The 26054-nt window shown below is 75.4% G+C and carries 22 protein-coding genes; 14 read left to right on the plus strand and 8 right to left on the minus strand.

Annotation, left to right across the window (positions count from 1 at the left end; all coding sequences use genetic code 11):
* Positions 1-3 precede the first annotated feature (3 nt).
* Complete coding sequence (locus ACF09E_RS08930; RefSeq protein WP_361854490.1) at positions 4-237, minus strand: acyl carrier protein; 234 nt, start codon at positions 235-237, stop codon at positions 4-6.
* A gap of 85 nt (positions 238-322) precedes the next feature.
* Complete coding sequence (locus tag ACF09E_RS08935; RefSeq protein ID WP_392204527.1) at positions 323-1180, minus strand: hypothetical protein; 858 nt, start codon at positions 1178-1180, stop codon at positions 323-325.
* 404 nt (positions 1181-1584) lie between these two features.
* Between ACF09E_RS08935 and ACF09E_RS08940 the strand changes: the two genes are divergently transcribed.
* The 9 genes from ACF09E_RS08940 to ACF09E_RS08980 all read left to right on the plus strand — a co-directional run bounded on the left by ACF09E_RS08940 (position 1585) and on the right by ACF09E_RS08980 (position 11375).
* Positions 1585-2793, plus strand: a complete 1209-nt coding sequence (locus ACF09E_RS08940) for a phytanoyl-CoA dioxygenase family protein (RefSeq protein ID WP_392204528.1) — start codon at positions 1585-1587, stop codon at positions 2791-2793.
* Between the two features lie 41 nt (positions 2794-2834).
* Positions 2835-5843 carry a DUF6271 family protein gene (locus ACF09E_RS08945; RefSeq protein WP_392204999.1) on the plus strand — a complete coding sequence of 1003 codons (3009 nt, stop codon included), beginning with the start codon at positions 2835-2837 and terminating at the stop codon, positions 5841-5843.
* Entirely contained in the window at positions 5840-7090 is a 1251-nt protein-coding gene (locus ACF09E_RS08950; protein ID WP_392204529.1) for an MFS transporter, read from the plus strand. The genes ACF09E_RS08945 and ACF09E_RS08950 overlap by 4 nt, the downstream gene beginning before the upstream one ends.
* A gap of 297 nt (positions 7091-7387) precedes the next feature.
* Positions 7388-7750 carry a hypothetical protein gene (locus ACF09E_RS08955; protein ID WP_392204530.1) on the plus strand — a complete coding sequence of 121 codons (363 nt, stop codon included), beginning with the start codon at positions 7388-7390 and terminating at the stop codon, positions 7748-7750.
* A gap of 111 nt (positions 7751-7861) precedes the next feature.
* Positions 7862-8050, plus strand: coding sequence for a CsbD family protein (locus ACF09E_RS08960; protein ID WP_392204531.1), 189 nt, complete (start codon positions 7862-7864; stop codon positions 8048-8050).
* A 189-nt stretch (positions 8051-8239) separates the two neighbouring features.
* Positions 8240-9013: a polysaccharide deacetylase family protein gene (locus ACF09E_RS08965; protein ID WP_392204532.1), complete on the plus strand. Its 774-nt coding sequence runs from the start codon at positions 8240-8242 to the stop codon at positions 9011-9013.
* A 93-nt stretch (positions 9014-9106) separates the two neighbouring features.
* Positions 9107-9742: a metal ABC transporter ATP-binding protein gene (locus ACF09E_RS08970; protein ID WP_392204533.1), complete on the plus strand. Its 636-nt coding sequence runs from the start codon at positions 9107-9109 to the stop codon at positions 9740-9742.
* Positions 9739-10617, plus strand: a complete 879-nt coding sequence (locus tag ACF09E_RS08975) for a metal ABC transporter permease (RefSeq protein WP_392204534.1) — start codon at positions 9739-9741, stop codon at positions 10615-10617. The genes ACF09E_RS08970 and ACF09E_RS08975 overlap by 4 nt, the downstream gene beginning before the upstream one ends.
* Complete coding sequence (locus tag ACF09E_RS08980) at positions 10566-11375, plus strand: metal ABC transporter solute-binding protein, Zn/Mn family (RefSeq protein ID WP_392204535.1); 810 nt, start codon at positions 10566-10568, stop codon at positions 11373-11375. Before ACF09E_RS08975 ends, ACF09E_RS08980 begins: the two co-directional genes overlap by 52 nt.
* Before the next feature lie 44 nt (positions 11376-11419).
* On the opposite strand, the gene ACF09E_RS08985 is transcribed toward ACF09E_RS08980, so the two are convergent.
* On the minus strand, positions 11420-13084 hold the full coding sequence (locus tag ACF09E_RS08985) for a class I adenylate-forming enzyme family protein (protein ID WP_392204536.1): 1665 nt from the start codon (positions 13082-13084) through the stop codon (positions 11420-11422).
* On the minus strand, positions 13081-14868 hold the full coding sequence (locus ACF09E_RS08990; RefSeq protein WP_392204537.1) for a CoA transferase: 1788 nt from the start codon (positions 14866-14868) through the stop codon (positions 13081-13083). Before ACF09E_RS08990 ends, ACF09E_RS08985 begins: the two co-directional genes overlap by 4 nt.
* A 141-nt stretch (positions 14869-15009) precedes the next feature.
* Between ACF09E_RS08990 and ACF09E_RS08995 the strand changes: the two genes are divergently transcribed.
* A complete protein-coding gene (locus ACF09E_RS08995) occupies positions 15010-16245 on the plus strand; it encodes an acyl-CoA dehydrogenase family protein (protein ID WP_392204538.1) in 1236 nt (411 codons plus the stop codon).
* A 24-nt stretch (positions 16246-16269) separates the two neighbouring features.
* Here the strand turns inward: ACF09E_RS08995 and ACF09E_RS09000 are convergent, their stop codons facing one another.
* A complete protein-coding gene (locus tag ACF09E_RS09000) occupies positions 16270-17373 on the minus strand; it encodes a sugar ABC transporter permease (RefSeq protein ID WP_392204539.1) in 1104 nt (367 codons plus the stop codon).
* Positions 17370-18593, minus strand: a complete 1224-nt coding sequence (locus ACF09E_RS09005) for an MFS transporter (protein WP_392204540.1) — start codon at positions 18591-18593, stop codon at positions 17370-17372. The genes ACF09E_RS09000 and ACF09E_RS09005 overlap by 4 nt, the downstream gene beginning before the upstream one ends.
* A 236-nt stretch (positions 18594-18829) precedes the next feature.
* On the opposite strand from ACF09E_RS09005, the gene ACF09E_RS09010 reads away from it, so the two are divergent.
* The 3 genes from ACF09E_RS09010 to ACF09E_RS09020 all read left to right on the plus strand — a co-directional run bounded on the left by ACF09E_RS09010 (position 18830) and on the right by ACF09E_RS09020 (position 20805).
* Positions 18830-19504 carry a hypothetical protein gene (locus ACF09E_RS09010; RefSeq protein ID WP_392204541.1) on the plus strand — a complete coding sequence of 225 codons (675 nt, stop codon included), beginning with the start codon at positions 18830-18832 and terminating at the stop codon, positions 19502-19504.
* 150 nt (positions 19505-19654) lie between these two features.
* Positions 19655-20350, plus strand: a complete 696-nt coding sequence (locus ACF09E_RS09015; protein WP_392204542.1) for a sigma-70 family RNA polymerase sigma factor — start codon at positions 19655-19657, stop codon at positions 20348-20350.
* 215 nt (positions 20351-20565) lie between these two features.
* Complete coding sequence (locus ACF09E_RS09020) at positions 20566-20805, plus strand: hypothetical protein (protein ID WP_392204543.1); 240 nt, start codon at positions 20566-20568, stop codon at positions 20803-20805.
* Between the two features lie 69 nt (positions 20806-20874).
* Here ACF09E_RS09020 and ACF09E_RS09025 read toward each other — a convergent pair whose 3' ends face one another.
* Positions 20875-23004, minus strand: a complete 2130-nt coding sequence (locus tag ACF09E_RS09025) for a SpoIIE family protein phosphatase (RefSeq protein WP_392204544.1) — start codon at positions 23002-23004, stop codon at positions 20875-20877.
* Between the two features lie 232 nt (positions 23005-23236).
* Between ACF09E_RS09025 and ACF09E_RS09030 the strand changes: the two genes are divergently transcribed.
* Entirely contained in the window at positions 23237-24322 is a 1086-nt protein-coding gene (locus ACF09E_RS09030) for a mechanosensitive ion channel family protein (RefSeq protein ID WP_392204545.1), read from the plus strand.
* Positions 24323-24395: 73 nt separating this feature from the next.
* On the opposite strand, the gene ACF09E_RS09035 is transcribed toward ACF09E_RS09030, so the two are convergent.
* Positions 24396-25916, minus strand: a complete 1521-nt coding sequence (locus ACF09E_RS09035) for a catalase (RefSeq protein WP_392204546.1) — start codon at positions 25914-25916, stop codon at positions 24396-24398.
* Positions 25917-26054 lie beyond the last annotated feature (138 nt).

A 26054-nucleotide genomic window follows, 5' to 3' on the forward strand; every position in this document is an offset into this window, starting at 1 on the left:
GGCTCAGCCGGTGGCGGCGCTCAGGAAGCGCTCGCGGACGCGGCCGAGGGTACGGAAGTCGTCGATGGTGACCTCCTGGAGGTCGATGGTGCTCCCGGAGAGCTCCTCCAGGAGGTCGATGAACTCCAGAAAGTCCATCGAGTCGATGAGGCGCGCCTCGATCAGGTCCTCGTCGGGGGCGATCGGCCCGTCGAGTCCGGGGTTCTTCTCGTGCAGCCACTCGGCGATGCGTTCCATGGGGAGGGGTCGCTCCTTGCTCACCGCTGTCGCGGGGGTACGGGTACGGGTACGGGGTTCGGGCGGGGCGGGTGCGGTGCCCGGCTCATGCGCGGACGGCGTCGAGGCGGTCGAGGGCCCGCTCGGGGGTGCCGTGGGCGAGGATCATCGCGTGGATCCAGCGTTCGACCCCGAAGGCGACGCAGGCGCTGTACGCCGGGCCCTCGGCGCCCGCGCGGATGTCCAGGCGTTCGCCGAAGAAGTTGCGGTGCCGGTTCACGGAGGCGATGGCGGTTCCGTCGGGCGCGCAGAACTCGTGCTTGACCGGGTCGAGGGCCATCAGCCGGGCGCGGGAGCCGCCCTTGTCGTAGAAGGGGTCGTCGGCGACGGCCCTGGTCAGGTCGAGACCGAGGAGCGCGGCCGTCTCCAGGACGAACGCGGCGCCGCTCTCCAGGTGCTCGACCGAGCCCTGCTTGGTCCCGAGGTAGAGGACCTCGCGCATGTGGAAGCCCCACAGGCGGCGCAGTCCGTCGTAGTGGGTCTCGTTGCGGAAGCAGCGGCCGGTGGCGGAGAGGCGGAGGCCCTCCTCGCCGACGTCCCGGCCCTCCAGGCTGAGCAGCAGTCCGTAGCAGGTGGCGGAGGGCAGCAGGTAGCCGGTGGGGCGCAGCGGCAGTTCCTCCGGCGTCGCGCCGGCCGCGAGTCCGTCGAGCGCGTCGGGGGCGAAGCGGCCGGCGGAGACGCCGAGGTGGGGGAAGTTGCGGAAGAAGTCGAGCCGGGCGAGGCCCGGCACGGACAGCAGGGGCGGGCCGAGGACCTCGGGTGCGGAGAGGCGTGCGGCGAGACCGGTGAGGAGTTCGTCGAGGCCGCGCAGGAGCGCGGTCCGGACCGGGTCCAGCGTGACCAGGCCCGCACCCGGACTCTTCAGGCCGCCGTCCGGCAGGACGGTGGCGCCGGCTGTGCTCATGGAATCCGCTCCCTCTGGGCGTGGGCGAACCGCGATGTGGGCGAAGGCCCGTGGACGCGGTCGCCGTCGACCGCGGAGCGCAGGGGCGGCGGGGCCGCCGACGGCACCGCGGCCGGACTGCGCAGGGGGACACTAGGACAGCCCCTCCGATGTTGTCTAGACCAAAGCCGAAAGGCTGTCACGTGCAACTCTGCATATTGAGTGGTCACTTGACAACGAGTATGGTCTAAACCAATTGTTCTGAACGGCGTGGTCCCGCACCCCGCGCCGGGCGCTGCCGTGCGTCCACGCCCTCCACCCGCCCTCCGTCCGGGCCACGCGCCCCCCGGTGCCGCGCCGAGGGTCTCTCCGTGCTGTCCACCGGCCGGGGAACGCGGCCCCGACTCCCGCCCTGGAGCGACCAGATGACGACGCCCGCCTCCCACCGTCCCCGCCGCCGCCCGCGCCTGCACCGGGCGGCCTCGGACCTGCCGTACTTCAGCGCCGACGGCGAGTCCTACCTCGCCCAGACCACCCTGCGGGAGCTGGAGAAGTCACGGCCGCTGCGGGTGCTGTCCGAGGAGGACTTCGCGCACTGGCAGACGTACGGCTACGTCGTCGTCCGCGAGGCGATCCCCGCCGAGGCGGCGAAGCGCCTGCTCGACTTCACCTGGGACTTCCAGGGGCTCGACCCGGAGGATCCGGACGGCTGGTACGCGGACCGGCCGTTCCGCTCGGAGCTCGACCGGCAGCTGCACGTCTACGGCTTCGTGGAGGCGTACCACCACCAGCTCCTCTGGGACAACCGCCAGGCCCGGCGCGTCTACGACGCCTTCGTCGACGTCTGGGACTGCGAGGAGCTGTGGGTCACCCAGGACCGGCTCAACCTCAACCCGCCCAACGTCGGCAACCGCGACCGCGCCCTCATCGAACCCACGGACCGCGGCTTCGACATCGAGCTGCACTGGGACATCGACACCACCCTCGGGGTGCCGCCGCAGCGGGTGCAGGGGATCATCGCCCTCAACGAGACCGGGCCGGAGTCCGGCGGCTTCCAGTGCAACCCGGAGCTCTTCCGGCGGTTCGAGGAGTGGAAGGTCGCCCAGCCGGCCGACCGCGACCCGCTGCGCCCTTCCGTGGACCGCTCGGAGTACCCCGTCGTCCGCCCCGAACTGCGCCCCGGCGACCTGCTGATCTGGAACGGCCTGCTGGCCCACGGCGTGGCGCGCAACGTCTCCCGGGACCAGGTCCGGGCGGTGCAGTACCTGTCGATGATGCCGGCCCTGGAGGAGCACGAGCGGCTCAGGCGGTCCCGCGTCGACTCCTGGCGGCACCTGCGGACCCCGCGCTGGAACCGGACCCTGGTCGGCGACCCCGTGCGCCACGAGTCCGAGCGGTACCCCACGGCCACCCTGGACGAGCTGGGCAGCCGGCTGCTGGGCCTCACCTCGTGGCAGGACGCCTGGGAGACCCCGGCGGCCGACCGGACCGCGGACACCGGCACGGACGCCGGCACCGGCTCCGGCGCGGACGCGGCCCGGGGCGCGGACGCGGGCGACGGCCCCGCGGCGGACACGGACCGGGGCGCCGCCGCCGGCCGGGGCGAGGAGCCGGCGTGCGCCGCGTCTGCCTGACCCTCCCCACCGACCGGCCCTGCGCCGAGACCCTGCGGGCGGTGGCCGAGGAGGCCGCCTACGGCGCCCGCACGTTCGGCGTCGAGGTGCGGTTCCTCGTCCTGGACTCCTCCGACGCGGCGAGCGCCGCCGAACACCGCGAGGTCGTCGCCGCGCTGCCCGCCGCGCCCGGCGTGGTCGTCCACCACCTCGACGAGGACGAGCAGCGGGCCTTCCTCCGCGCCGTGATCGACCGGTCCGGCGTCGCCGCCCCGGACCGCGTGCTCGACCTGATGCTGCCGGACCGGGCGTCCTACGGCGCCTGCACCAACCGCGCGTTCCTCCTCGCCGAGGCCCTGGGGTGCGCGTCGGTCCACCGCCGCGACTCCGACAGCCGCTACCAGCAGCTCGACGGCGAGCCGGTCTTCCCGATCCACCACGAGCTCGCCGCGCTCGGGCTGCGCGCCGCCGACGCGGCCGGTCTGGTCTCCCGCAGCAGGCTCGACCCCACGTCCGCCCACCGGCCCGTGTCCCTGGTCGGCGGCTCCTTCGTCGGCGCGATGTCCGTGGACGTCGAGGAGATCCGCCGCCTCGACCCGGAGGTCTACGAGGAGGTCGTCGGCCTCTCGATCCCCTCCGGCCATCCGGACGTCTGGCGCAGGAACCTCATCGCCCAGTCCTTCCGGGGCGCCGGGACGACCCCGTACAACGGCGACCTGACCACGCTCACGAGCGTGAGTCCGACGCGGGTGGACATGTGCAACATCGCGCTCCACCGCGAGGTGTACGGCCGGGTGCCGCTGCCGCCCGCGACCGACACCATCGGCAGCGACTACTTCCTCGTGCACCTGGTCCAGAACGCCCGGCTGCCGGGCGTCCTCCACAACCGGCACATCGTCAACTTCCACACCGGGGAACGCCGTTCCGACGAGGGATTCCTCGCCTACCAGCTCCGGTTCGCCAAGTTCCTGCTCTCCACGCCCCACTTCGACGCCGTGCACACCGCGGCGAAGGAGGCCGGCGACGGTCTGCTCGACGCCGGGGGCCGGCTCAGGGCCGCCGCCGTCGCGGGACTCGTCCGGGACGGCGCCCGCGCGGACCGCGCGGCGAACGCCGCACGGCTCGACGTCCTCGACCGCTCCTACCGCTCCCTCGGCGGCCGCTACGCCACCGCCGCCGACGTCCTCGCCCCGCTCCGGGAACGGCTCCTCGACGAGGCGCGCCGGGACATGGAGGAGTTCGCCCTGCTCATCGAGGCATGGGAGGCGCTGACCGGCGCGAGCCGGTCGGCGCGGCCCCCCGGCGGCGCCCGGGTCCACACGGTCGCGTACGCCACCGGGGGCGAGGAGCGCCGGGGCCCCGTCACCATGGGGCAGGCCAACATGATCCGCTGCATGCTGCGGGACGAGCCCGAGCACATCAACATCCACGACGTGTGGCCCGTTCCCGCGGGCACCACGGAGGACGCCGCCGTCGAGGCCCTCCGGACGCTCGCCGTACGCCACGAGGCGCTGCGCACGACCTTCCCGCACGCCGCCGGGAGCGCGCCGCGCGAGCAGGCGGTGGCGACCGGGGGGACGTTCACGGTGACCGTCCTCGACCACGAGGACCTTCCCGAGGACCCCGCCGGGTACGCCGACGCCCTGGCCCGCGGGGCCCGCGCCGAACGCTTCCGGCTGGAGCGGGACTTCCCCCTCCGCGTCCGCCTGGTCGCCCGGTCGGGGGCTCCCGTCTTCGCGGCCATGGCGGCCAGCCACGCCGTGACCGACGTCGGCGCCCTCGCGGTCCTCAAGGAGGAGTGGCTCGGCCTGCTCGCCGGTGAGACGCTCCCCCCGCCCGCCTCCCTCACCCCGCTCGCCCTCGCCGCCGAGGAGGCCGCCCCGGCCGGGCTGCGCCGGTCCGCCGCGTCGCTGCGGCACTGGGAACGGATCATCCGCACCGAGCCGCAGGCCATGTTCGCGGAACCCGGAGCCGAGGGGACGGACGTGCCGACGCCGGGGCTCACCCTCCGGTCCCGGCGCGCGGCCCGGGCCCTGGCCCGCGTGGCGGAGCGCACCGGAGGCATGCCGGCGACCGTGCTGCTGACCGCCTGGTGCGCCCTGGTGGCGCACCGGGCGGACCAGCCCGTCTGCGTGGCCGCCGTCCCGACGTCCAACCGCTACCACCCGCGGCTGGCCCGGTCGGTGAACACCCTGTCCCAGGACGCGCTGCTCTCCCTGGACGTCCGGGTGCCGAGCTTCGACGCACTGCTGAAGAAGGCCTGGGGCGCCGCGCTCAACGCGTACCGGCACAGCCAGTTCGACGCGGTGGCCCTCTGGGAGATGATCGGCGAGACGACCCGCGAGCGGGGCAGCCGGTTCGCGCGGGACGTCGTCTTCAACGACGTCAGCACGCTGCCGCCGACCGTCGCCGCGGTCACGTCGGCGGCGGGCCCGGAAACGGCCGACGAGGACGGGACGGCCGGGCTCGACCTCCGCTGGGGCCCCGGCCAGGTGCTGCCGACCCGCGTGCTGACCTTCGTCCACGCGATCGAGCCGGAGCTCCACCTGGCCGCCTGGCTGGACCCGGCGCTCTTCACGGCGGACCAGGCGGAGGCCTTCCTCACCGGTCTCGTCCGGCTCCTGGAGGCCGCCGCCGAGGACGACGTACCGCTGGCCGAGCTGACCCGGATGACGGGCGTCGGGCCGGTCGACCGCGGACCGGACTGGCACCGGGTCGACGGTTCCTGGACCTCGCCGCCGCTCGTGGCACGGGCGCTGAGCGAGGCCCTGCGGGGCCTGCCGGTCCACGTCACCGCCGGGCCCCCCGGCCCGGACGGCGGCCCCGCGGAGGACGGCGGCCGGAGCGAGGACGGCGGCCTCACGGCGTACGTCGCCGCGGGCGACCGCACGCTGACTCCGGCCGCGGCCCACACCGCACTGATGGACGCGCTCCCCGGCCGCCCCGGGGTGCTGGCCCCGCGCCGGTACGTGATCGTCCAGCGACCGCCGGCGGAGGCGGACCGGACCAGCGCCTGGCTCCGGCAGCAGATTCTCAGGGAAGGGACCGGCCGGGACCGGGATGTGACATGACGATGGACGAGGCAACCGCACAGCGGGAGCAGGACGCTCCCCCCAGCCCGTGGCGATCGCGCCGCTTCCGGCTCTTCTTCACCGCGCGCAGCACCTCGCTGCTCGCCGACGGCATGCTGATGGTGTCGCTCACGACGGCCGTGCTCGGCGCCGGGTACGGGGCGTCGGGCGTCGGCTACGCGCTGGCCGCGTGGATGGCGCCGATCGTGCTGCTCGTCCTGTTCGGGGGCGTGCTCGCCGACCGCTTCACCCCGCAGGTGATGATGGTCGGCGCCGACGTGGTGCGCATGGTGGCCATGCTGGCGCTCGCGGTGCTGCTGATCGGCTCGCACGTGCGCCTCTGGCACATCATGGCGCTCCTCGCGCTCAGCGGCGCCGCCACCGCGATGTTCCAGCCGGGTCTGGCGAGCCTGGTCCCGCGGGTCGCCGAGGACATCCAGCGGGCCAACGCGCTGCTGCGGATCTCCGAGGCGATCTGCACCCTGCTCGGGCCCGGCGTGGCGGGACTGCTCGTCGCCTACTGGAACGTGGCGGGCTCCTTCGTCGTCATCGCGGCGGCGTACGCCCTCAGCGCGCTCGGCCTGGCGCCGCTGCGCGGTCTCGGCACCGCGAAGGACGAGAGCGACGACCCGCTGTGGAACCGGCTCGCCACCGGCTGGCACGAGTTCCGCTCACGCTCCTGGCTGTGGGGCGTCATCGCCGTGTGGGCGGTGTACGGCCTGTTCGTCTTCGGCCCGGCCCTGCCGCTGGGCGCGGCGCTGCTCACCGAGCAGCACGGCGCGAGCGGGTACGGCTGGATCGCCTCGGCCGACGGCGCCGGCACGATCGTCGGCGGCCTGCTCGGCATGCGGGTCCGGCCGACCAGGCCGCTGGTCGCGGGAGCCTGCGCGATGTTCTTCTTCTCCCTCAACCCGCTGGCCCCGGCCCTGGGCTGGTCGTTCACGGCGACCGCCCTCACGGGGGTCCTGGCGGGGTGCGGCTTCGCCTTCTGGGGGGTCATGTGGGCGACCAGCGTGCAGTCCCACATCCCGCTCGCCGTCCTGAGCCGCGTCTCCGCCTACGACGTGGCCGGTTCCATCATGGTCATCCCCGTGGGCCGCGCCCTGGCGGGCCCGGCCGCGGAGGCGTACGGAGCGGACCGGGTGCTGCTCTTCTCGTCGGTGACGGGGGTCGTCCTGATCGGCGTCATGCTGGCCGTGCCCGCGGTCCGCGCCCTGGGGCGGTCACCGAAGGAGCCCGTCTCCTGACGGAGGGCGACCGGTCGCGGACACGGGAGTGAGCTGCCGGGCCGCGCGGTGCTTACGGGGGGCGTTTTGCGGGAACAGGCCGAATGAGAGCCCGGGGAACCGGGCGCACCGCCCGCTCGTCGCGCACGAAGGGCGTGCGCGGGGATTCCCGGGCGAGGACCGGTCGGGGAACATGTTTCCCCTACTGCGAGCAGCATGCACCGAGGCCCGGGACGTTCACGCCGTCCGGGGCCTCGACCCCGCCCTCCGGGGCCACGGCACCTGACCGGACCGCTCGACGCTCGACGGGAGTTCGCCATGCACGATGCCAATCCCAAGCTCACCCAGCAGGAACGGAAGATCCTGGAGGGCATCGAGCAGGGCCTTCGGAGCGACGCGTCCCTCAGCCGCAGGCTGCGTTCCCTCGGACACACCGGCGGGGGCCACGGGCGGTCCGAGGGCGCCCGGGGCGCGGTCCTGGGGCGCCGCCTCGGTCTGATCACCGGCGTCCTGGGCGTCGCGTGCGTGGCCCTGTTCGTCCTGGCGGCCCTGTCCTCGTCGTCCGGGCCGCTGTGGCTGTTCGCCGCGGTCTGGGTGGTCACCGCGGTGTGCCTGATGGGACTGCTGTTGCGGGCGGTCGCGCGGCGCAGGAACGCGGCGCCGCACCGGAGCGCGGACTGAGCCCCTGATCCGCCGTCCCGGCGCCGCCGCATGATTTCCGGCGGCAGGGGCAGTCGCGTCCGTAGACAGAGATGCGGACCCGACGTGGGATGCGACGGAAGGAATGCGGTCATGCGCAAGAGCACCGTGCAGAAGGGCGAGGGGGCGGCCAAGGAGGGCGCGGGCAAGGCGACCGGCGACACGCGCCTGGAGGCGGAGGGCAAGGCCGACCAGATGGCCGCCAAGGCCCGCGAGGCCATCGAGAAGGTGCACGAGAGCGCGCTGAAGGCGCGCGACGACATGAGGCGCCGCATGTCCTGAGCCGCACACGGCTTCTCTCTCCCCCCACACACAGACGGCACGCCCGCGGGCGTGCCGTCCGCGCGTACGGTCCCGGAATTGTCCGGGATCGGTAACGGACGCATCCTCCGGCCGCCGGCCACCGTCCTCCCACCTGGTCGCGACGCGATCGGAAACCGGTGGGGCAGTGCGGGAGAGGGTGGGGCGGTCATGGCGCGGCACGGTGGCAGGCGGGGCTGGTACGGCAAGCTGGTGGGAGCGGCCATGGGAGTGACGGTGCTGGCCGCCGGCGCCTCGGTGTGGACCGCGCAGGCCGGCCCGGCGGACGACGCGCCGCCGAAGGCGAGCAGGCCCGCAGCGCCGCCCACCGCCGTCAAGCCGGTCTCGATCACCATCGCCCACGCCTCGGAGGCTGGCGCGCGGGGCGTCAACCTCACCATCGACGACGGCCCCGACCCGGTGTGGACGCCCCGGGTGCTCGACGTGCTGCGGGAGTACGGGGTGAAGGCCACGTTCTGCATGGTGGGGACGCAGGCCCAGGCCCACCCCGACCTGGTGAAGAGGGTCGTCGCCGAGGGGCACCGGCTCTGCAACCACTCGGTCTCGCACGACACCGCGATGGACAAGGCCTCCGAGGACTACCAGAAGCAGCAGATCCTCGACGCCGAACGCATGATCACCAAGGCCTCCGGCGGCGTGCGGCCCGTCTACTACCGGGCCCCCGGCGGTGCCTTCACCCCCTACAGCCGCAAGCTCGCCGCCTCGCACGGCATGCGGCCCCTCGGCTGGAACGTCGACACCAAGGACTTCGAGCGGCCCGGTACCGCCTCGATCGTCGCCACCGTCGAACGCGAGCTGCCCAACGGTCCGACGCTCCTCTTCCACGACGCGGGCGGCGACCGGTCCCAGACCGTCGAGGCGCTCCGCCGGCTCCTCCCCCGCCTCACGGAGCAGGGCCGCGTCTACGGCTACCCCGTCCGCTGAGCCGCCCGCGGATCCGGCCGGCCCGCGGGAACCCGGCGGCCCTCCCGTCCGACTCCTCCACCGCACGGGCACACCGGCGGTGAAGGGCACGGGATGGGCGGACTGGACATACGCATGCGGGGGGTCGCGTGCCGGCACGGCCGCACCGAGGCGGTCGCAGGCGTCGACCTGGAGATCGCCGCCGGCGAGCGCGTGGCGCTGACCGGTACGAACGGTTCGGGCAAGACGACCCTGCTGCGCGCGGTCCTCGGGCTGCACCGCCGGGTCGACGGAACCGTCGAGGTCGGCGGACGGACCGCCCGCACGGCGGCCGAGTGGGCCTGGCGGCGCCGGGCCTGCGCCTGGATCCCGCAGAAGCCGGCCGCCGGCCGGTTCCCGCTGCGCGGCGACGAACTCCTGGCGAGCAGCGGCGCCCCGGCCGACGCGGCGGAGGCCGCGCGGCGGCTGGGCGTCGGCGCGCTGACCGGGAGACCGGTGGACACGCTGTCCGGCGGGCAGCTGCAGCGGATGTACCTGGCCCGGGCCATGGGCTCCGTCGCGGCGGGGGCACAGGTGCTGCTCGCGGACGAGCCGACCGCCGCGCTCGACTTCGCCGGGCAGGAGGAGGCGGCGGACGTACTGACCGCCCTTCCGGTGACGCTCGTGGTCGTGACCCACGACCGGACGCTCGCCGAGCGCTGCGACCGGGTCCTGGAGATGGCCGCCGGGCGGCTGCGGGAGGTCCGGTGAGCGCGCTCGCGGCGGCCGACCTCGGTGCCATGCTGGAGCTCGTGCCGGTGCAGCGGGCGGGCGCCGCCCTGCTCCTGGCCGCCGTCGGACTGCCGGTGATCGGCGTGATCATCGTGGGTCTGGACATCATGCCGGTGCGGTTCGCGATGATGCACGTGGCCCTCCTCGGCATCGCCGTCGGGCTCCTGACGGGTCTCGATCCGATGCTGTGCGCGCTGGTGGCCTGCGCGCTGTCCGGAGCGGGCGTCGCCCCGCTGGCCCGGACGCCCGACGGACTGTCGGGCGCCATGGGCCTGCTGATGAGTCTGGCCGTAGCGGCGGCCCTGCTCGTCCTCGCCGTCTCCGGCGTCAACGCCTCGGGGGCCTTCGCCCTCCTGTGGGGCTCGATCCTCTCCGTCGGCACCGCCGACCTCGTCGTCCTCGGCGTCCTCGCCGCGGTCGTCCCGTCCCTGTTCTGGTGGAAGCGACGGGACGTCGCCCTGCTGCTGTACGACCGCGAGCTCGCCCAGCTGTCGGGGGTCCCGGTCCGGCTGCTCACCACCGCGCTCCTGGTGCTCGTGGCGGTGGCGGTGGCGGGGGCGATCAAACTGACCGGCGCCCTGCTGGTCGACGCGCTCACCCTGCTCCCCGCGCTGGCCGCGCGGCGCCTCGGCCGGTCCCTGTGGTCGATCACCCTGTGGGCGGTCGGCATCGGGATCGCCGTCAACCTGACCGGCTTCCTGCTGGCCCTCTGGCTGGACTGGCCCCCGGGCCCCGTCCTCGTCCTCACGGCGGGGGCCGTCGTCCTCGCCGCGCACCTCTTCCCCGAACGGAGAAACAGCTCATGGCGCGCACCCGCGTCCGCACCACCCGCATCGCTTCCCTCCTCTCACTGACCACGGCCCTTCCGCTCCTCGCCGCGTGCGGGAGCGGGGCCGCCCCCGCGCCGGAGGCCGCGAAGGGGGCCGGCGGCAAGCCGGTGGTGGTGGTCACGACCACCTGGGAGGGAGCCTTCGCCAAGGCCGCCGGGGCCGAGGACGTCACGGTGATCGTCCCGCAGTCGGTCCACCACGCACCCGACTACGACCCGAAGCCCTCCGACCTCGCGGCCGTCGCGAAGGCGGACTTCGTGCTCTACGCCCCCTTCGAGCCGTACACGGCGAAGATCAAGGAGGCGGCCGGCTCGAAGGCGCGGCTGGTCGAGGTGAACCTCGACAACGACCCCGCGAAGGCGGCCGCGGAAGTGACGCGGCTGGGCGGGCTGTTCGGTACGAAGGACGCCGCCGCGCGGTTCAAGACGCGGCTCGACGAGGAGGTCGCCGAGCTCAACGGCGAGCTGCGGTCGGCCTGGCCGGGCGGGAAGAGCCCGGCCGTGGTCAGCCAGGTGTTCACCGGATGGGCCGCCGGGCTGGCGGGCGCGACGACCGTGGGCACCTACGGCCCCGAGCCGGTCACCCCGGCGCAGCTGGCCGAACTCTCCGCGAAGAAGCCGGCCTTCGTCCTCGACAACGCGCACATGTCGACGGGCACCGTGCTGCCGGACGCGGGGGCGAAGCAGGTGAGCATCGTGAACTACCCGGGCGAGGACCTGGACCTGCTGGCCGTGTACCGGAACGCCGCCGCGGAACTGAGGAAGGCCATGGGCACGGCCTGACCGTACGGGGAGGGGCACGCGGCCGGCGTGCCCCTCCCGCGCGTTCACCTCGGCCTGGGTGCGGTGGCGGCGGTGCTCTCGTCGAGGGCGCGCCGCCGGAGGGCCGCGCGGTCCGGCTTGCCCGCGGCCGTGAGGGGCAGGGCGTCCAGGACGAGGACGTGCTCCGGGTGCTTGTACCGTTCGACCCCGCGCGCGGCCAGGTGCGCGCCCAGGCCGTCCGGGGTGGGATGCCCGCCGTCCCGCGCCACGAGGCAGGCCACCAGCCGCTCCCCCATGAGCGGGTCCGGCACGCCCACGCAGACGACGTCCCGGACGGCCGGGTGTCCCGCCAGCTCCCGCTCCACCTCGGCCGGGCTGATGTTGGCCCCGCCGCGTATGACGACGTCCTTGAGCCTGCCGACGACGTGCAGGACGCCGTCCTCGTCGAGGTAGCCGAGGTCTCCGGTGCGGACCCAGCCCTCGGGGGTGCGGTAGCGGGTGTCGAGCTCCGGGGAGGCGACGTAGCAGAGCGGGGTCATGGGGCCCCGCGAGACGATCTCGCCGATCCGCCCGTCGGGCAGCGGCTCGTGGGTCTCGGGGTCGGTGACGCGGATCTCCGCGACGCGCGGGTCGGGCCGGCCCGCGACCACGCCCGAGCGGTCGGTGGGCGGGACCTTGTGGTCCAGGCCGGTGTGGCAGTTGACGCCGTCGGCCGATCCGTACAGGTTCACGACGTGGCAGCCGAAGGACGCGGCGGCCGCGGCCGCGGTGGCCTCGTCGAGCGGCGCGCCGCCGAGGACGAGGGCGGTGGGCGCGGGCACCCGCTCACCGGTCCGCTCCATGTGCTCCAGCATCATCCGGATCATCGTGGGGACGCCGAGGACGTGGGTGGGGGCGTGCGCGCGCATCGCCTCCAGCGCGGCCCCGGGGGTGAAGTGGTCGAGCAGGACGAGGGATCCGCCGTGCCGGGCGAGGGTCACGGCGGTGCCGTTCGAGCCGAAGGCCGAGGCGAGCGGGACGAGGAAGAGACACCGGGGCGGGGTGTCGTCGGGCATGAGGGAGGCGAGGAAGTTGCCGCGGCCCCCGGCGAGGGCGTTGTGGGAGTACGCGATCATCTTCGGCTCCGCCTCCGACCCGGAGGAGACGAGGATGCGGGCGGGGCCGTCGGGGTCGGGGCGGGCCGCGACGAAGCCGGCGGGGTCGGTGCGCAGCAGGTCCCGCAGCGGCACGGTTCCCGGCGGCGGGGTCCCCGGGCCGGCGGACACCACGTGCCGGAGGGCCGGCAGGGTGGGGGCGAGGGCGAGCAGGTCGGCGGCGGGCGCCCGGCCCCGGTGCTCGGTGGCGGCGATGACGGCGACCGCCTCCGAGCCGCGGAGCAGGCACTCCGCCTCGTTCGCGCCCCGTCCGACGGGGAAGGGCAGGGCGACCGCGCCGAGGGCGGCGACGGCCAGGTCGGCGACGACCGCGTTGCGCTGGTCGGGGAGCTGGACGGCGACGACGTCACCGGGGCGGACGCCCAGGGCGCGCAGGCCCTCGGCCAGGCTGCGCACCTTGCGGTCGAGGGCGGTGTAGCAGAGCGCGCCCTTGGCGTCGAGGACGGCCGTCCGGTGCAGGTCGGCGATCTGCCGGGCCCGGAAGAGGCTGTAGAGGTCGAGGTCCGGGCAGGTGCCGTCGACCGCCCAGGAGCGGCGGAGTCCGGCGGGCAGGAGGTCGGGGAGGGCGACGGTCACGCGAGGCTCCAGGGGTCGGGGACGGCGGGGGCGCCGTGCGCGTCCCGGCCGATCGGGCCGGACAGGCGCGGGTCGTGGGGCAGGGCGGCGAGGTCGGTGGTGACGGCGGTCGCGGTCAGGCCGCGGGACCGCAGCCGGTGCAGGGCGTCCTCGGTGCACATGCCGCCGAGGTCGTGGGCGGCGGCGGCCGCGGCGCAGCCGTCGCTGGGCGCGACCCAGCCGTCGGAGGTGCGGAGGGGACGCCGGAATCCGGCGGGCGGGCGCGGGTCGTCCCCGCGGCGGACCCGGTCCAGGGCGGGAGCGAGCAGGGTGTCGGCCGCGCCGAGGAGCGAGGAGTCGACCCGTACGCCGTGGCCGGTGCGCTCGCGCAGGAGCAGTCCGGCCAGCACCGCTTCGGCGCCGTGCAGACCGCCGAGGAGGTCGAGCAGGGTCATCAGGGAGGGGGCGGGCGGTTCATCTGCGGGCCGGACGGCCTCGGCGACGCCGGTCCGGGCCTGCACCATGAAGTCCGTTCCCATGGGGGCGTCCGCGATCCGGTCCGCCCAGCCGCCGGTGTAGGCGTAGACGAGGGAGGGGGCGGCGGCCGCCAGGTCGGCGGAGTCGAGACCGAGTTCGGCGGCCTTGCCCGGGGCCCAGTTGTGCAGGAACACGTCGGCTTCGGCGGCGAGTTCGATCAGCCGGCGGCGGTCGCCGGGCGACTTGATGTCGATCTCGACGGCCTCCTTGCCGCGGTTGAGGGCGAGCCATCGGGCGGAGACGCCGTCGCAGGCGGGCGGCATGCCGCGGAGCGGGTCGCCGCCCGGGGGCTCGATCCTGACGACGCGGGCGCCGAGCAGTCCGAGCAGGTGGGCGGCGAGCGGCGCCTGGATCCGCCGGCCGGCCTCCAGCACCGTCAGGCCCGCGAGCGGCCCGGCGGTCGGCGCGGGCCGCGGGGCCGCGGGCGCGGCGGGCAGGAGGGGGCGCAGGGACCAGGGGTCGGCCCCGTCGTCCTCCCGCGCGCGCTCGGCCAGGGTCCGCAGCCGGCACACCTCGGCCCCGGAGGTCGCGGCGGCCCCCAGGGCCTCCCCGATGCCGTGCCGCCGGGTGACCGCGTGCAGGGCGGGCGGGAAGGGCGCGCAGGCCGTCGCGTACCGGAACTGGAAGGGCCGCCAGCCCGCGCGTATCGCGTCGGCGGGTGCCCCGAGAGCGCGCCAGAAGGCGGCCCAGGCTCCGGGGTCGAGGGTCTCCAGCTCGAAGACGACGCCTTCCGCGGAGGTGAAGGGCGGTCCCCCCGCGGCGAGTTCGACGGCCTCCTGCTCGTCGGCGCCGGACGCGGCCAGGTACTGGGAGACGGCGAGCAGACCGGCCCCGTCGGCGGTGGTGCTCACCCGGCGGGGGCCTTCGGCGCCGCGGGCCTGGGCGACGAGGGCGGCGAGGAGGCCCTGGACGGTGAGCACGCCGGTGGCGGTGGCCAGGTAGTCGACGCCGAGACCGCGCGGGGAGCCGTGGCGGCGGCCGTGGACGGCCATCACGCCGGTGGCGGCCTGGGCGGTGGCCTCGTCCTCGACGCCGGAGCCGTGGGCTCCCCAGGCCGCGTCGGCGGTGACGGGGGCGAATCCGGCGCCGTCGACGCCGATCCGGCCCGCGTCCGTGCTCCTCACCCGTCCGCCGAGGCGCCCCAGGTGGTCCGCGACGACACGGGTGAGGGCCGGGGGCCCGCCGACGTCGACGCGCAGTGCGTCGAGCGGACGCGGACCGTCGGGCCTGCGGCGGACCGCGTCGTACGGGGTCGCTGGTGACGCCATGCCTCTCCTCTCCTCGCGCGGGCGGTGGCCGGCGCAGGGGTCTGTGACGTTCGCGGGAACCGGCGGACGGGTGCGCCCGACCTCTTCCACGGGCAGGCAGTCGGACGCGTGTTCTGTCGAGTTCCCAAGACGGAGGAAACAGTGACGGATCATGACGTAGCGACGGCCCGCCGCGAATCCGCCCGCGTGCCCGGTACGGGCGCCGGCGAGGACGGCGGCCCCGAGCCCTTGCGGCAGCGGGTCTCCGCGTTCGTCCGGGACCGGGTGTTCCCGGTGGAGGCGCTGCTGGACGCGGGCGGGCCCGGCACGGCGGAAGCGCGGCGGCGGCTGCGTGCCGAGGCGCGGGCCGCGGGACTGTGGGCCCTTCCGCTGCCCTCCGAACTCGGCGGCGGCGGACTGTCGTTGAGCGCGTACGGTCCGGTCGCCGAGGCCGAGGGGGCCAGCGACCACGGCCCGGCGGCCCTGGGGTCGGCGCCCCTGCTGGACGTGACCATGCTGGCGCGCCACGGTTCGGCGCGGGTCCGCTCGGCGTACCTCCGCCGTCTGGTCTCCGGCGGTCTCCGCACCTGCTACGCGATGACCGAGCCGGACGTCCCGGGCACCGAACCGCTGCTCACCGCCACCCGGGCGGAGCGGCGGGCCGGCGGCTGGACGGTCACGGGCCGCAAGTGGTTCGTGTCGCACGCCGCGGAGGCGGACCTGGTGACCGTGCTCGCCCGGACCGGCGGCGCCGTCGGGGACCGCGGGGGGCTGTCCCTGCTGCTCGTGCCCACGGACTCCCCCGGGTTCCGGGTCGTCCGGGAACTGCCCGTCCTGGGCGCCGGCGGCCAGTACGAGATCGCGTTCGACCGGGTCGAGGTCGCCGAGGACCAGCTCGTCGGCGAGGCCGGGCAGGCGCTGGCGATCGCCGGTGAGCGGCTCCAGCTCGGGCGCACCCTGCGGGCCCTGCGCTGGGTGGGGCAGGCCCAGCGGGCGTACGACCTGCTGTGCGGCCGGGCCCTGGCCCGGCAGGGGGCCCACGGACCGCTCGCGGACCGGCAGTTGGTGCAGCAGCACGTCTTCGAGTCGCTGCTGGCGCTGCGGAGCACCCGCCCCCTGGTGTACGAGGCGATGGCGCTGGTCGCGGAGGGGCGCGACGCCCGCGTCGAGGTGGGTCTGGCGAAGACCGCGGCGGCCCGCACGCTCCAGGAGGTCGCGGACCGGGCCGTCCAGGTCTTCGGCGCGGCCGGCCTGGGCCCGGACACCGCGCTCCCGGCGCTGCTCCGCACGGGGCGGACGGCCAGGATCCTCGACGGTCCCGACGAGCAGCACGTCGGCGCGGTCGCCCGGCGCGCGCTGCGGAGCGCGGCGGCGGGGACCGCCGTCAGATCAGGCTGAGGTCGACGCGGCGGAGGAGCGCCGTCAGATCAGGCTGAGGTCGACGCGCCCGAGGAGCGCCGTGAGACCGAGGGCCAGGAAGTAGTCCCCCCAGACCAGTTCGTGGCGGACCGCCGTCCCGGTCCCGGCGTCATAGCAGCCGTCGAGCAGCATGCCCGCAGGCCGGTCGCCGCCCGGCCTGGTGAGGTGGCCGTCCACGAGCCCGCGCAGGACGGTCTCCGCCCGGTCCGCGCAGGCCGCGGCCCCGGCCACGCCGGGGACGCGCGCGAGCTTCAGCAGGGCGACCGCGGCGACGGCGGCGGCGGACGTGTCGGCAGGCCCGTCGGGGGCGCCGGCCTCGGCCGGCGGGACGACCGGTCCGTCGAGGAAGTCCCCGCTCCGCAGCAGGACTTCGGCGGTCTTCGCCAGGCGGTCGGCGCGCCACGCGGGGTCGCCGCCCGCCAGGAGCAGGCCGTCGGCGACCGCCAGGAGCAGCCACGACTCGCCCCGCGTCCAGCCCGGCGCGGGGTCGGCCTCGGCCGCCCGGCTCCCGTGCGGCCCGTCCAGGCGCCATGCCGGGACGGGCCGCCCGCCGCCTCCCCGGCCGTCCAGGCACAGGTCGAGATGGCGGTGCAGATGGGCGGCGGCGGCCGCCCGTCCCTCCGGCCCCGCGGCGGCCAGCAGCGGGACGAGCCCCGGGACGCCGTCCGCGCGGGCCCGCAGCCGTGGCCCGCCCAGGGCCGCGCCCCACGGGACCAGGCCGAGCCGCGGGTCCCAGGCGGCCAGCACGGCCTTCGCCGCGCGCTCGCGCAGGGCGGCGGCCGCCCCGTCCGCGCCGTCGGCCGGGGCGGTGCCGTACCAGAGGACGAGACCGCGGGCCGCGGTGTCGGCCTCGGCCCAGGGCGCGAGGCGGGCCGTCACCCCGGCGGCCGCCCGGCGGTCGGCCGCCGTGCCGGTGTCGAGGGCGCGGAGCCGGTGCAGTCCGGCCCAGAAGCCGCCGGTCCACGATCCGCGCCCCGTCGTCGTCCAGCGGCCGTCGTCGGGGTCCGCGTACAGCGGGAAGCGGTCGCCCACCTGCGCGGCGGTCTCCGCCACCCGCCCGAGGACGAGGCGCAGCGCGTCCTCGGCCCAGTCCGTCGTGCCCGTCACGTCGCCCCGCCCCGCCGGGTACGCCGGTCACCGACCGCCCAGAGGAGGGCGACGGCCCCGGCGACCGCGAACTCCGCCGCGACCAGGACCCAGCCGGCGCCGTACCGGCCGCGCTCGGCGAGCAGCCCGAACAGCGGCGGGCCCACGGCGAACCCGGCGAAGAAGCCGGCGGCGACCAGCGCCGAGTCCTGCCCGGCCCGTCCCGGGGCCGAGCGCTGCATCACCAGGACCATGGAGACGGCGTTGCCCGACACGGCGAACACGCCGACCGCCACGGCCGCCACCCATACGAGGGGCCCCATCCGGAGCGCCGCGGCCAGGAGCAGGGCCGCGCCGACCGCGCCGACCGCGAGGAGGGCCGGGAACCACGGGGCGCGTTCCGGTGTCGCGGCACGGGACCAGCCGACCCGGCCGGCGATCCCCGCGAGGCCGAGGACCGCGACGAGCGCACCCGCCACCGCCGGTCCCATGCCGAGCCGTTGGACGCCGAAGAGCGCCACGTAGGTGTTCACGGAGGCGATGCCCGCGCCGAGGAAGAGCGAGAAGGCGGCGAGCCACGGAACGGGGCCGCCCGGCGGGGCCGGTGCGCCGGGCGCGGCGCCGGGCACGGGCGGCGGGTCGGCCGGCAGCGCCCGCCGGGCCCACAGGGCGGCGCCGAAGGCGGCCGCGGCCGCCACCCACACCGCGCCCCGCCAGCCCAGCAGGCCCGCCGCCGCCGCGAGCGGCAGCCCCGCGGCGAAGGCGCCGAGCTGGACCCCGGACTGCTTGGCGCCGGTGACGGCACCCCGCCGGGGCGCGGGGACGGACGCCAGGATCGCCTTGTTCGTCGCCGGGTTGGCGAGGGCCTGCGGGAGCCCGCCCAGCGCCACCGCCACGAGGAGCAGGCCCGGTCCGGGGGCCGCGCCGATCAGCCCGAGCGCCGCGCCCGACACGACGAGCAGCGCGACGAGCGCCCGCCGGGGACCGACCCGGTCCACGACCCGGCCGCCGGCCGGGGAGAGGGCGGCGGCGGTCCCGAAGCCGACCGTGGTCGTGAGGCCGAGGAGCGTCTCGGAGACGCCGAGACCGTCCACGAGGCGCGGCCCGAGCGCCCCCAGGAGGAAGAGCTGCATCATCGAGAAGGCCATGGCGGTGGTGAGCAGCGCGGTCAGTCCGCGCGGCACGGCGTGCCCGGGCTCCGCCGCCGTACCGGTGGCCGCCGTCCTGCCTGCGGACTTCACGTGGCTCCCCCTTCCGTGCGACGGTCGGGCCGCCCGCCGTCGCCGTGGAGAAGTCGTGGCACGGGTGCCGGAAGTTCCCGATGCGCTCTTGTGGGCCGCGCCACAGTCGCGTACTGATGACCCGACAGGTCGAGGGGGCGGCCGCGGTCGCCCTTCCCGCCCCCGTGTCTCCGGAGGGGTGCAAGGATGGGCGCGCCATGACACCAGGCCGATGTGCGCGAGGAGCCCGGGCCGCGATGTTCGCGGCCGTCTGCGTGCTGCTCGCGGCCACCGGCCACGTGCTGATGTCGGGTCAGGACCTGCCGGCCGCCGTGCTCGGCCCGGCGTTCGCGGCGACGTTCGGCGTCGCCTGGGTCCTCGCGGGGCGTGAACAGGGCCTTCTCGCGGTGACGGCGGCCACGGTGGCCGTCCAGACCGGGCTCCACACCGTGTTCTCCTGGTCGCAGCGGCAGGGTTCCCCGACGCCCGGGCGACCTGCCGCGGACAGCGCCGCGGCGGCCCACACGGCCATGGGGCACGCGGGGCACCTGGGCATGGGCGGCATGGACGCGGCCCACGGGGCCGCGCGGGGCACGCCCGTGGATTCCGGGGCCGTCGCCCACGACATGACAGAGATGTCAGAGATGTCGTCGTCTCTCGGGATGCTGTCCGCGCACCTCCTCGCCGGTCTGCTCAGCGGTCTCTGGCTGGCGTACGGGGAGCGGGCGGCGTTCCGCCTCGCGCGCTCCCTGCCGCTGTGGCGGTTCAGGTCACCGCTGCGGCTGCTGCTCGCCGCCGTCGTCCCCGTACCGCCGCGTCGCCCGCGGGTCCGGCGCGTCCGCGCCGAGGACGAGCGGGCCCCCCGGCGGCTGCTCCTCGCCCATTCCGTCGTCTCCCGGGGTCCGCCGCGCGCCCTCGCTGTCTCCTCCTGACAGCCGGCTCCCCGACGCGACGGCGCGCCCTCCGCGCCGCCGTCGCCCGGGCCCCGGGCCTGCCGCCCCGGCAGGCCGCGACCCCTTCACCGGCGCAGCCGCGCGCCCGCGCGCCGCCGGACCTCCCTTGCCCCGTAAGGACTTGTGGCGATGACCCCTGCCCACGGCACCCTCCACCAGGGACCGAACACCCCCTCCCGCGCGACCCGCACGCCGGACGCCGCTTCCGACGCCGCGACCACGCTGCTCGCCCTGGCCGCGCGGGACGGCGACCCCGCGAAGGCCGACCTGTTCGTCCGGGCCCTGCACCGGGACGTCTGGCGGTACGTGGCGTACCTGAGCGCCGACCGCCAGGCCGCCGACGACCTCACCCAGGAGGTCTTCCTGCGCGCGATCGCCGCGCTGCCCCGGTTCCAGGGCCGTTCCTCGGCGCGGACCTGGCTCCTGTCGATCGCGCGCCGCACCGTGGTCGACAGCCTGCGCCGCGCCGCCGCCCGCCCCAGACTCTCCGACCGCGACGACTGGCAGGCGGAGGCCGAGCACACGCAGCCGCTCGGCCTGCCGGGATTCGAGGACGGCGTGGCCCTCGCCGAGCTCATGGACTCGATCCCGGCGGAACGGCGCGAGGCCTTCGTCCTCACCCAACTCCTGGGCCTGCCCTACGCCGAGGCCGCCGAGGCCATCGGCTGTCCGGTGGGCACGGTCCGCTCGCGGGTCGCCAGGGCCCGCACGTCCCTGGTCGCGCTGCTGCGGGGCGACGAGGAGCCGGCGGGCGAGGGAGGCGCGGCGTCCCCGCCCTCCGTGCCGGCCCAGCGGGGCACGACGAGGGCTCCCGCGCTGGCCTGATCCGGTACGGGGAGGGGGCCGCCCGGGCCCGGAGCGTCCGGCGGAGGGGACGGGACCGCGGAACCCTCGGGATCCCGTCCCCTCCGCCGGATCTGAACCGGAACGGCACTCACCGGGATTCCCTCCCGCCCGCCGGAACCGGAGCGCCCCGCGATCCGACTCCTCCTCCGGGCGCCCGGCCTTGCGGCGCCCCTTCGTGCTCTGGAGGGGGGCCGGTGGACACCACCCGGGACTCGACGTCGCCCGCGGCGCGGGGCGGTGGAGCGGGAAGGACGCCTCGGCGACGGTACGGACCGCCCGCCGCCGTCTGGGGGTTCCTCGCCGTGCTGGTGGTGGTGTTCCTCGGCTCGTACGCCCTGGGCGCCGCCGTCGGGCCGATCGGCCGGGAGGACGGACCGCCGGCCCCGGCCCCGCCCCGGGTCACGGAGCACGTGCACGACGGCGGGCACCCCTGACGGCCGACGACGGTGGTCACGGGTGGGCGGGACCCGGCCCGGGGGACGGCGTGCGGCCTCGCCCCCGGGTCACACCGCGTCGTCGGCGGCCCGCCCGGGGGCGTCCTCGCCGGACAGCAGGCTCCGTTCGGCCCACAGGGTCTTGCCGCGGCCCGACGGTCGCACGCCCCAGCGGCGGGTGAGCTGGGCCGTGATGAACAGGCCGCGGCCGTTCTCGTCCGTGTTCAGGGCGCGGCGCAGGTGGGGGCTGGCGCTGCTGTCGTCGGTGACCTCGCAGACGAGCGTGCTGTCCCGGATGAGGCGCAGCCGGATCGGTCCCTTCGCGTAGCGGACGGAGTTGGTGACCAGTTCACTGACGACCAGTGCGGTGTCGTCGATGACGTCCTGGTCCACGCCCCATTCCGCGAGTTGCTCCGTGGCCCGCCGGCGGGCCTCCCCGGCGCTCTCCGGGGCGTTGGGGAAGGTCCAGGCCTTCGTACGGGAGGCGTCCATCGTGCGGGTGCGGGCCAGCAGCAGGTAGGCGTCGCGCGGCGTCTGCTCGGGGGCGAGGGCGTCGGCGCACGTGTCGCAGGCGGCTTGCAGGGAGGTGTGCGGTGCGGCGAACAGGCCGGTCAGCCGGCCGAGCATCGACTCCCTGCCGCCGGCCCCGGCCAGCAGGGCGTTGTTGTAGATCAGCAGGGTGGAGCCGGCGGGCAGGGCGCGTTCCGTGAGCCCGTACCGGGCGAGGCCCTGTCCCAGCGGCGGACCCGCGGCGACGTCGAGCAGTTCGACGTCGCCGCCCGGGTGCACCAGGACGGGCGGGGGGTGTCCCGCGCTCGCCGCCGTGCAGAGCCGGGACACCGGGTCGTAGACGACGCAGAGGCAGGTGGCGGGCGGTCCGTCGGCGGGTTCGTAGCCGGTCCCGGTCGGCGGGCCGCCGGGGCGGCTGGCGAGGTCGTGGAGCCGCTGGAGGATGTCGTCGGGCGGCAGGTCGAGATCGGCCAGCACCTCGATCGCCGCGCGGAGTTCGCTCATCGCCCCCGGGCCCGACGTCCCGGACGTGGTGTCCCCGGCCACCAGGGCGACCCGGGATCCGGAGAGGGGGATGGCGTCGGACCAGCCGCCGCCCGTGCCGGCCGGCAGGTGGGTGCGGGCCAGTTCGACGGCGGTGCCCACGCTGGCCTGGGTGTGGGCGAATCCCCCGGAGAGGATGCGGGCGGCGGAGCGCTCGCGCCCGTAGAGGCGGGCGTTGTCCAGGCACTGGCCCGCGTGCGCGGTGAGCTGCCGGGCGAGCCGCAGGTCCCGGTGGTCGAAGGGCGCCGGGTCGCGCCAGCGGTAGAAGCAGGCCAGGCCGAGGACCACGCCGCGGGCCCGGATCGGGACCAGGAGCATCGAGTGCGCCCCCGCCCGCACGATCCGGGCGTCGCGGCGGCGCGCGGTGTCGAGCCAGGGGGCGTCGGGGCGCAGTCGCCGGACCAGTTTGGGGGCCAGGGTGTCGAGGGCCGCGCGATGGGGTGTGCCGGGCGGGTAGACGGTCACCTCGCCGACGACGGGGACGCCCTGCCGCTCCGGTCCGGCGACCGAGCGGTAGCCGACGCGGCGCAGGGTCTGGTCCCGGTCGGTGGCGTCCACCGTCGGAGCCCGGCCGCTCAGGACCGTGTCGTAGACGTCGACGGTCACGGTGTCGGCCAGGGCCGGGGACACGACCTCGCAGCACTCGGCGGCGGTGCGGAAGATGTCGAGCGTGGTGCCGATCCGCGCGGCCGCCTCGTTCAGCAGGCGCAGTTCCGCCTCCGCCCTCGCCCGGGCCGTGATGTCGGTCAGCGCGACCGCCAGTCCGAGGACGGTGCCGTCGGCCCGCTGCAGCCGGAACGCGGACGCCGAGACCACGGCTTCGGCCGGGGGGACGCGGTGGTCGCGCACCCGGATGCTCAGGTCGAAGGCGGCCGTGCCGGTCTCCAGCACCCCGCGGGCGGCCCGTTCCACGGCCGCCGGCTCGGAGAGGTCGAAGGACCGCAGGATCTCGGCGAGGGGGCGGCCGAGGAAGCGGTCGACCGGGAAGTCCCGCATCAGCCGGGCGGCCTTGTTGACCCGGACCAGGCGCAGGTCCCGGTCGTAGACGTGCAGGCTCAGGGGCGACTGCGAGAACAGGGCGTCGAGCACGGCGTCCCCCAGCCCCCGGGGCACGGACCGCTGGTCCTGCTGATCCTCACCAACCACGGGGGAGCCCCCTCGACGAGACGGCGGAGTGCGCTGTTCTCACGCTGTTCTCCATGCAACGCGATCCGCGCCCGCCCGGCCACCGCAGCCGGACGGCCGGGTGAACCCCCGGGCGGGCGGGCGCCGGTCGGCACCCCCGCGAGACGGACGCCGTCGCCCCGGGTCGATGTTTGGCGTACCGGGCGGCGGTGAGGCGTATCCACGGCCTGTTCGACTATCGACTGGGGAGCATATGGAGAGCGTTATTCGCCTGGCGATCTCCGTCGGCGGTTCGGCGCTGGCGGCCTTCGTCGTCTGCCGCGCGGTGGACATGCTGGCGCGGTTCGCCGACCGACGGCATCCGGAGACACCGCTGTGGGGGCTGCTGCGCCGCGGCGGCACACCGCTGTACGTGGTCGTGCTGGCGGCGCTGTTGAGATGGACGTACCCGGTGGCGGCGCGGGGACAGGAGTCGCTCAAGGAGCACGCGGACACGGTGGGCCACGTCCTGCTGCTGTCCCTGATCGGCGGCGGCGCGTGGCTGATGGTGCGGACGGTCGCGGCGGTGGTCGAGTCCTCGTACGCGCGGTACGCCGGCCGTTCGCGCGACGCGGCGCGGCTGCGCCGGGTCCGTACCCAGGTGACGCTGATCATGCGGGTGGTGACCGTCGCCGTCGGGGTGGTCGCCGCCGCCGCGGCACTCGTGACCTTCCCGTCCTTCCGTACGCTCGGCACCTCGCTGCTGGCCTCGGCGGGGATCATCGGCATCGTGGCGGGCGTGGCGGCCCAGTCCACGCTGAGCAACCTCTTCGCCGGTTTCCAGATCGCCTTCGGCGACATGGTCCGGATAGGCGACACCGTCGTCGTGGACGGCGAGTGGGGTGTCGTGGAGGAGGTCACCCTGACCTTCCTCACGGTCCGCACCTGGGACGAGCGGCGGGTCACCCTCCCCGTCTCGTACTTCACCTCGCGCCCGTTCGAGAACTGGTCGCGCGGCGGTGCGGAGATGACGGGATCGGTGTTCCTCCACTGCGACCACTCGACTCCGGTCGCCCTCGCGCGGGCGCACCTGGAGGAGTTCCTGTCGAAGTGCGAGACCTGGGACGGCCGCGCCTGGGACCTGGCCGTGACGGACACCTCGCCGACCGGCATCACGGTGCGGGCGATCGTGACGGCCAAGGACCCCGACGACCTGTGGACGACCCGATGCGCCGTCCGGGAGGAGCTCGTCGGCTGGCTCGCCCGCGAGCATCCGGGTGCCCTTCCCAAGGTGGTCACGGCTCCCGCGGCCGACCTCCTGGAGCTGCGGGAGGAAGAGGCCGGCGTGCCGGGGCGGTGACCCTTCCCGGAGCGCCGAACGGCCGGTGGGCGCCCCTCGGAGACGAGGGGCGCCCACCGGCCGTCGTGGTGTGTCAGGCCTTGTCCTGCATCGAGCGGCGGGCGGGGTTGCCCTGGTCGGCCGCCTTGGGGTCCCTCTCGTCGGCCTTGGCGCGCACGCCCTGGGCGATGCGCTTGCCGAGGTCCTCGTCGATGCGGGACCAGTAGGTGAAGGCGCGCTCCAGGACGGGTTCGGTGACTCCGTTGAGGAGGTGGCCCACGACGTTGTCGACGAGCCGGTCGCGGGCGGCGTCGTCCAGTACCTCGCGCACGAGGGTGCCCGCCTGGCCCCAGTCGTCGTCCTCCGGGTGGGAGACGTAGGCCGACCGGGTGATCTCGCCGTCCGCGGTCCAGCTCGGCGGGTTCCCGTACCGCTCGGTGTCGGCGGCGGGCCCGCCCTTGGAGTTCGGCGCGTAGACCGGGTCGGACGTCTTGCGGTACGCCATCGCCCCGTCCTTGGAGTACGTGTGGACGTCGACGACGGGCGCGTTCACGGGCAGCTGCTGGTAGTTGCCACCGATGCGGTGCCGATGGGCGTCCGCGTACGAGAACAGCCGGGCGAGCAGCATCCGGTCGGGGCTGGGGCCGATGCCGGGGACGAGGTTGTTGGGCTGGAAGGCGGCCTGCTCGATCTCGGCGTGGTTGTCCGTGGGGTTGCGGTCGAGCGTCATGCGGCCCACCGGGATGAGCGGATAGTCGCCGTGCGGCCACACCTTGGTGAGGTCGAAGGGGTTGAAGCGGTACGTCGCCGCGTCCTCGTACGGCATGACCTGGACGTGCAGCGTCCAGCTCGGGAACTCGCCGTCGCGGATGTGCTCGAAGAGGTCGCGGGTGTGGTAGTCCGTGTCGACGGCGGCCATCTGGTCGGCCTCGTCCTGGGTGAAGTACTCGATCCCCTGGTCGGTCTTGAAGTGGTACTTCACCCAGAACCGCTCGCCGGCCGCGTTGATCCACATGTAGGTGTGGGACGTGTAGCCGTTCATGTGGCGCCAGGTGCGGGGGATGCCCCGGTCCCCCATGAGCCAGGTGACCTGGTGGGCGGATTCCGGGGAGAGGGTCCAGAAGTCCCACTGCATGTCGTGGTCGCGCAGGTTGTTGTCCGCGCGGCGCTTCTGCGACCGGATGAAGTGCTGGAACTTCATCGGGTCCTTGATGAAGAAGACCGGCGTGTTGTTGCCGACCATGTCGTAGTTGCCCTCGGACGTGTAGAACTTCACCGCGAACCCGCGGGGGTCGCGCCAGGTGTCCGGGCTCCCGCGCTCCCCCGCGACGGTGGAGAAGCGGGCGACCAGCTCGGTGCGGGTGCCGGGCTGGAACAGCGCCGCCTTGGTGTAGGCGCTGACGTCGTGCGTGACCTCGAACCGGCCGAACGCGCCGCTGCCCTTGGCGTGCGGCTGGCGCTCGGGGATCCGTTCACGGTTGAACTGCGCCATCTGCTCGATCAGATAGGCGTCCTGCAACAGGATCGGACCGCCCGGGCCCACGGTGAGCGAGTGTTCGTCGCTCTCCACCGGGGCGCCGGAGTCGGTCGTGGTGGCGGGTCGGCTCTCGGTCATCGGTCGTGCTGCCTTTCCCTCGTGCTGGACGGTGGCGCTCACCCGTGGTCGGGGGCGGGGCAGCGGCGAACGGAAGCACTGCCGACATAGGCCTCCTCGACGGATGGGGCCGGTGTCGCGGGGCGGCTCTCTCCGCCC

The organism is Streptomyces sp. NPDC014891 (assembly GCF_043081085.1).
Taxonomy (GTDB): domain Bacteria; phylum Actinomycetota; class Actinomycetes; order Streptomycetales; family Streptomycetaceae; genus Streptomyces.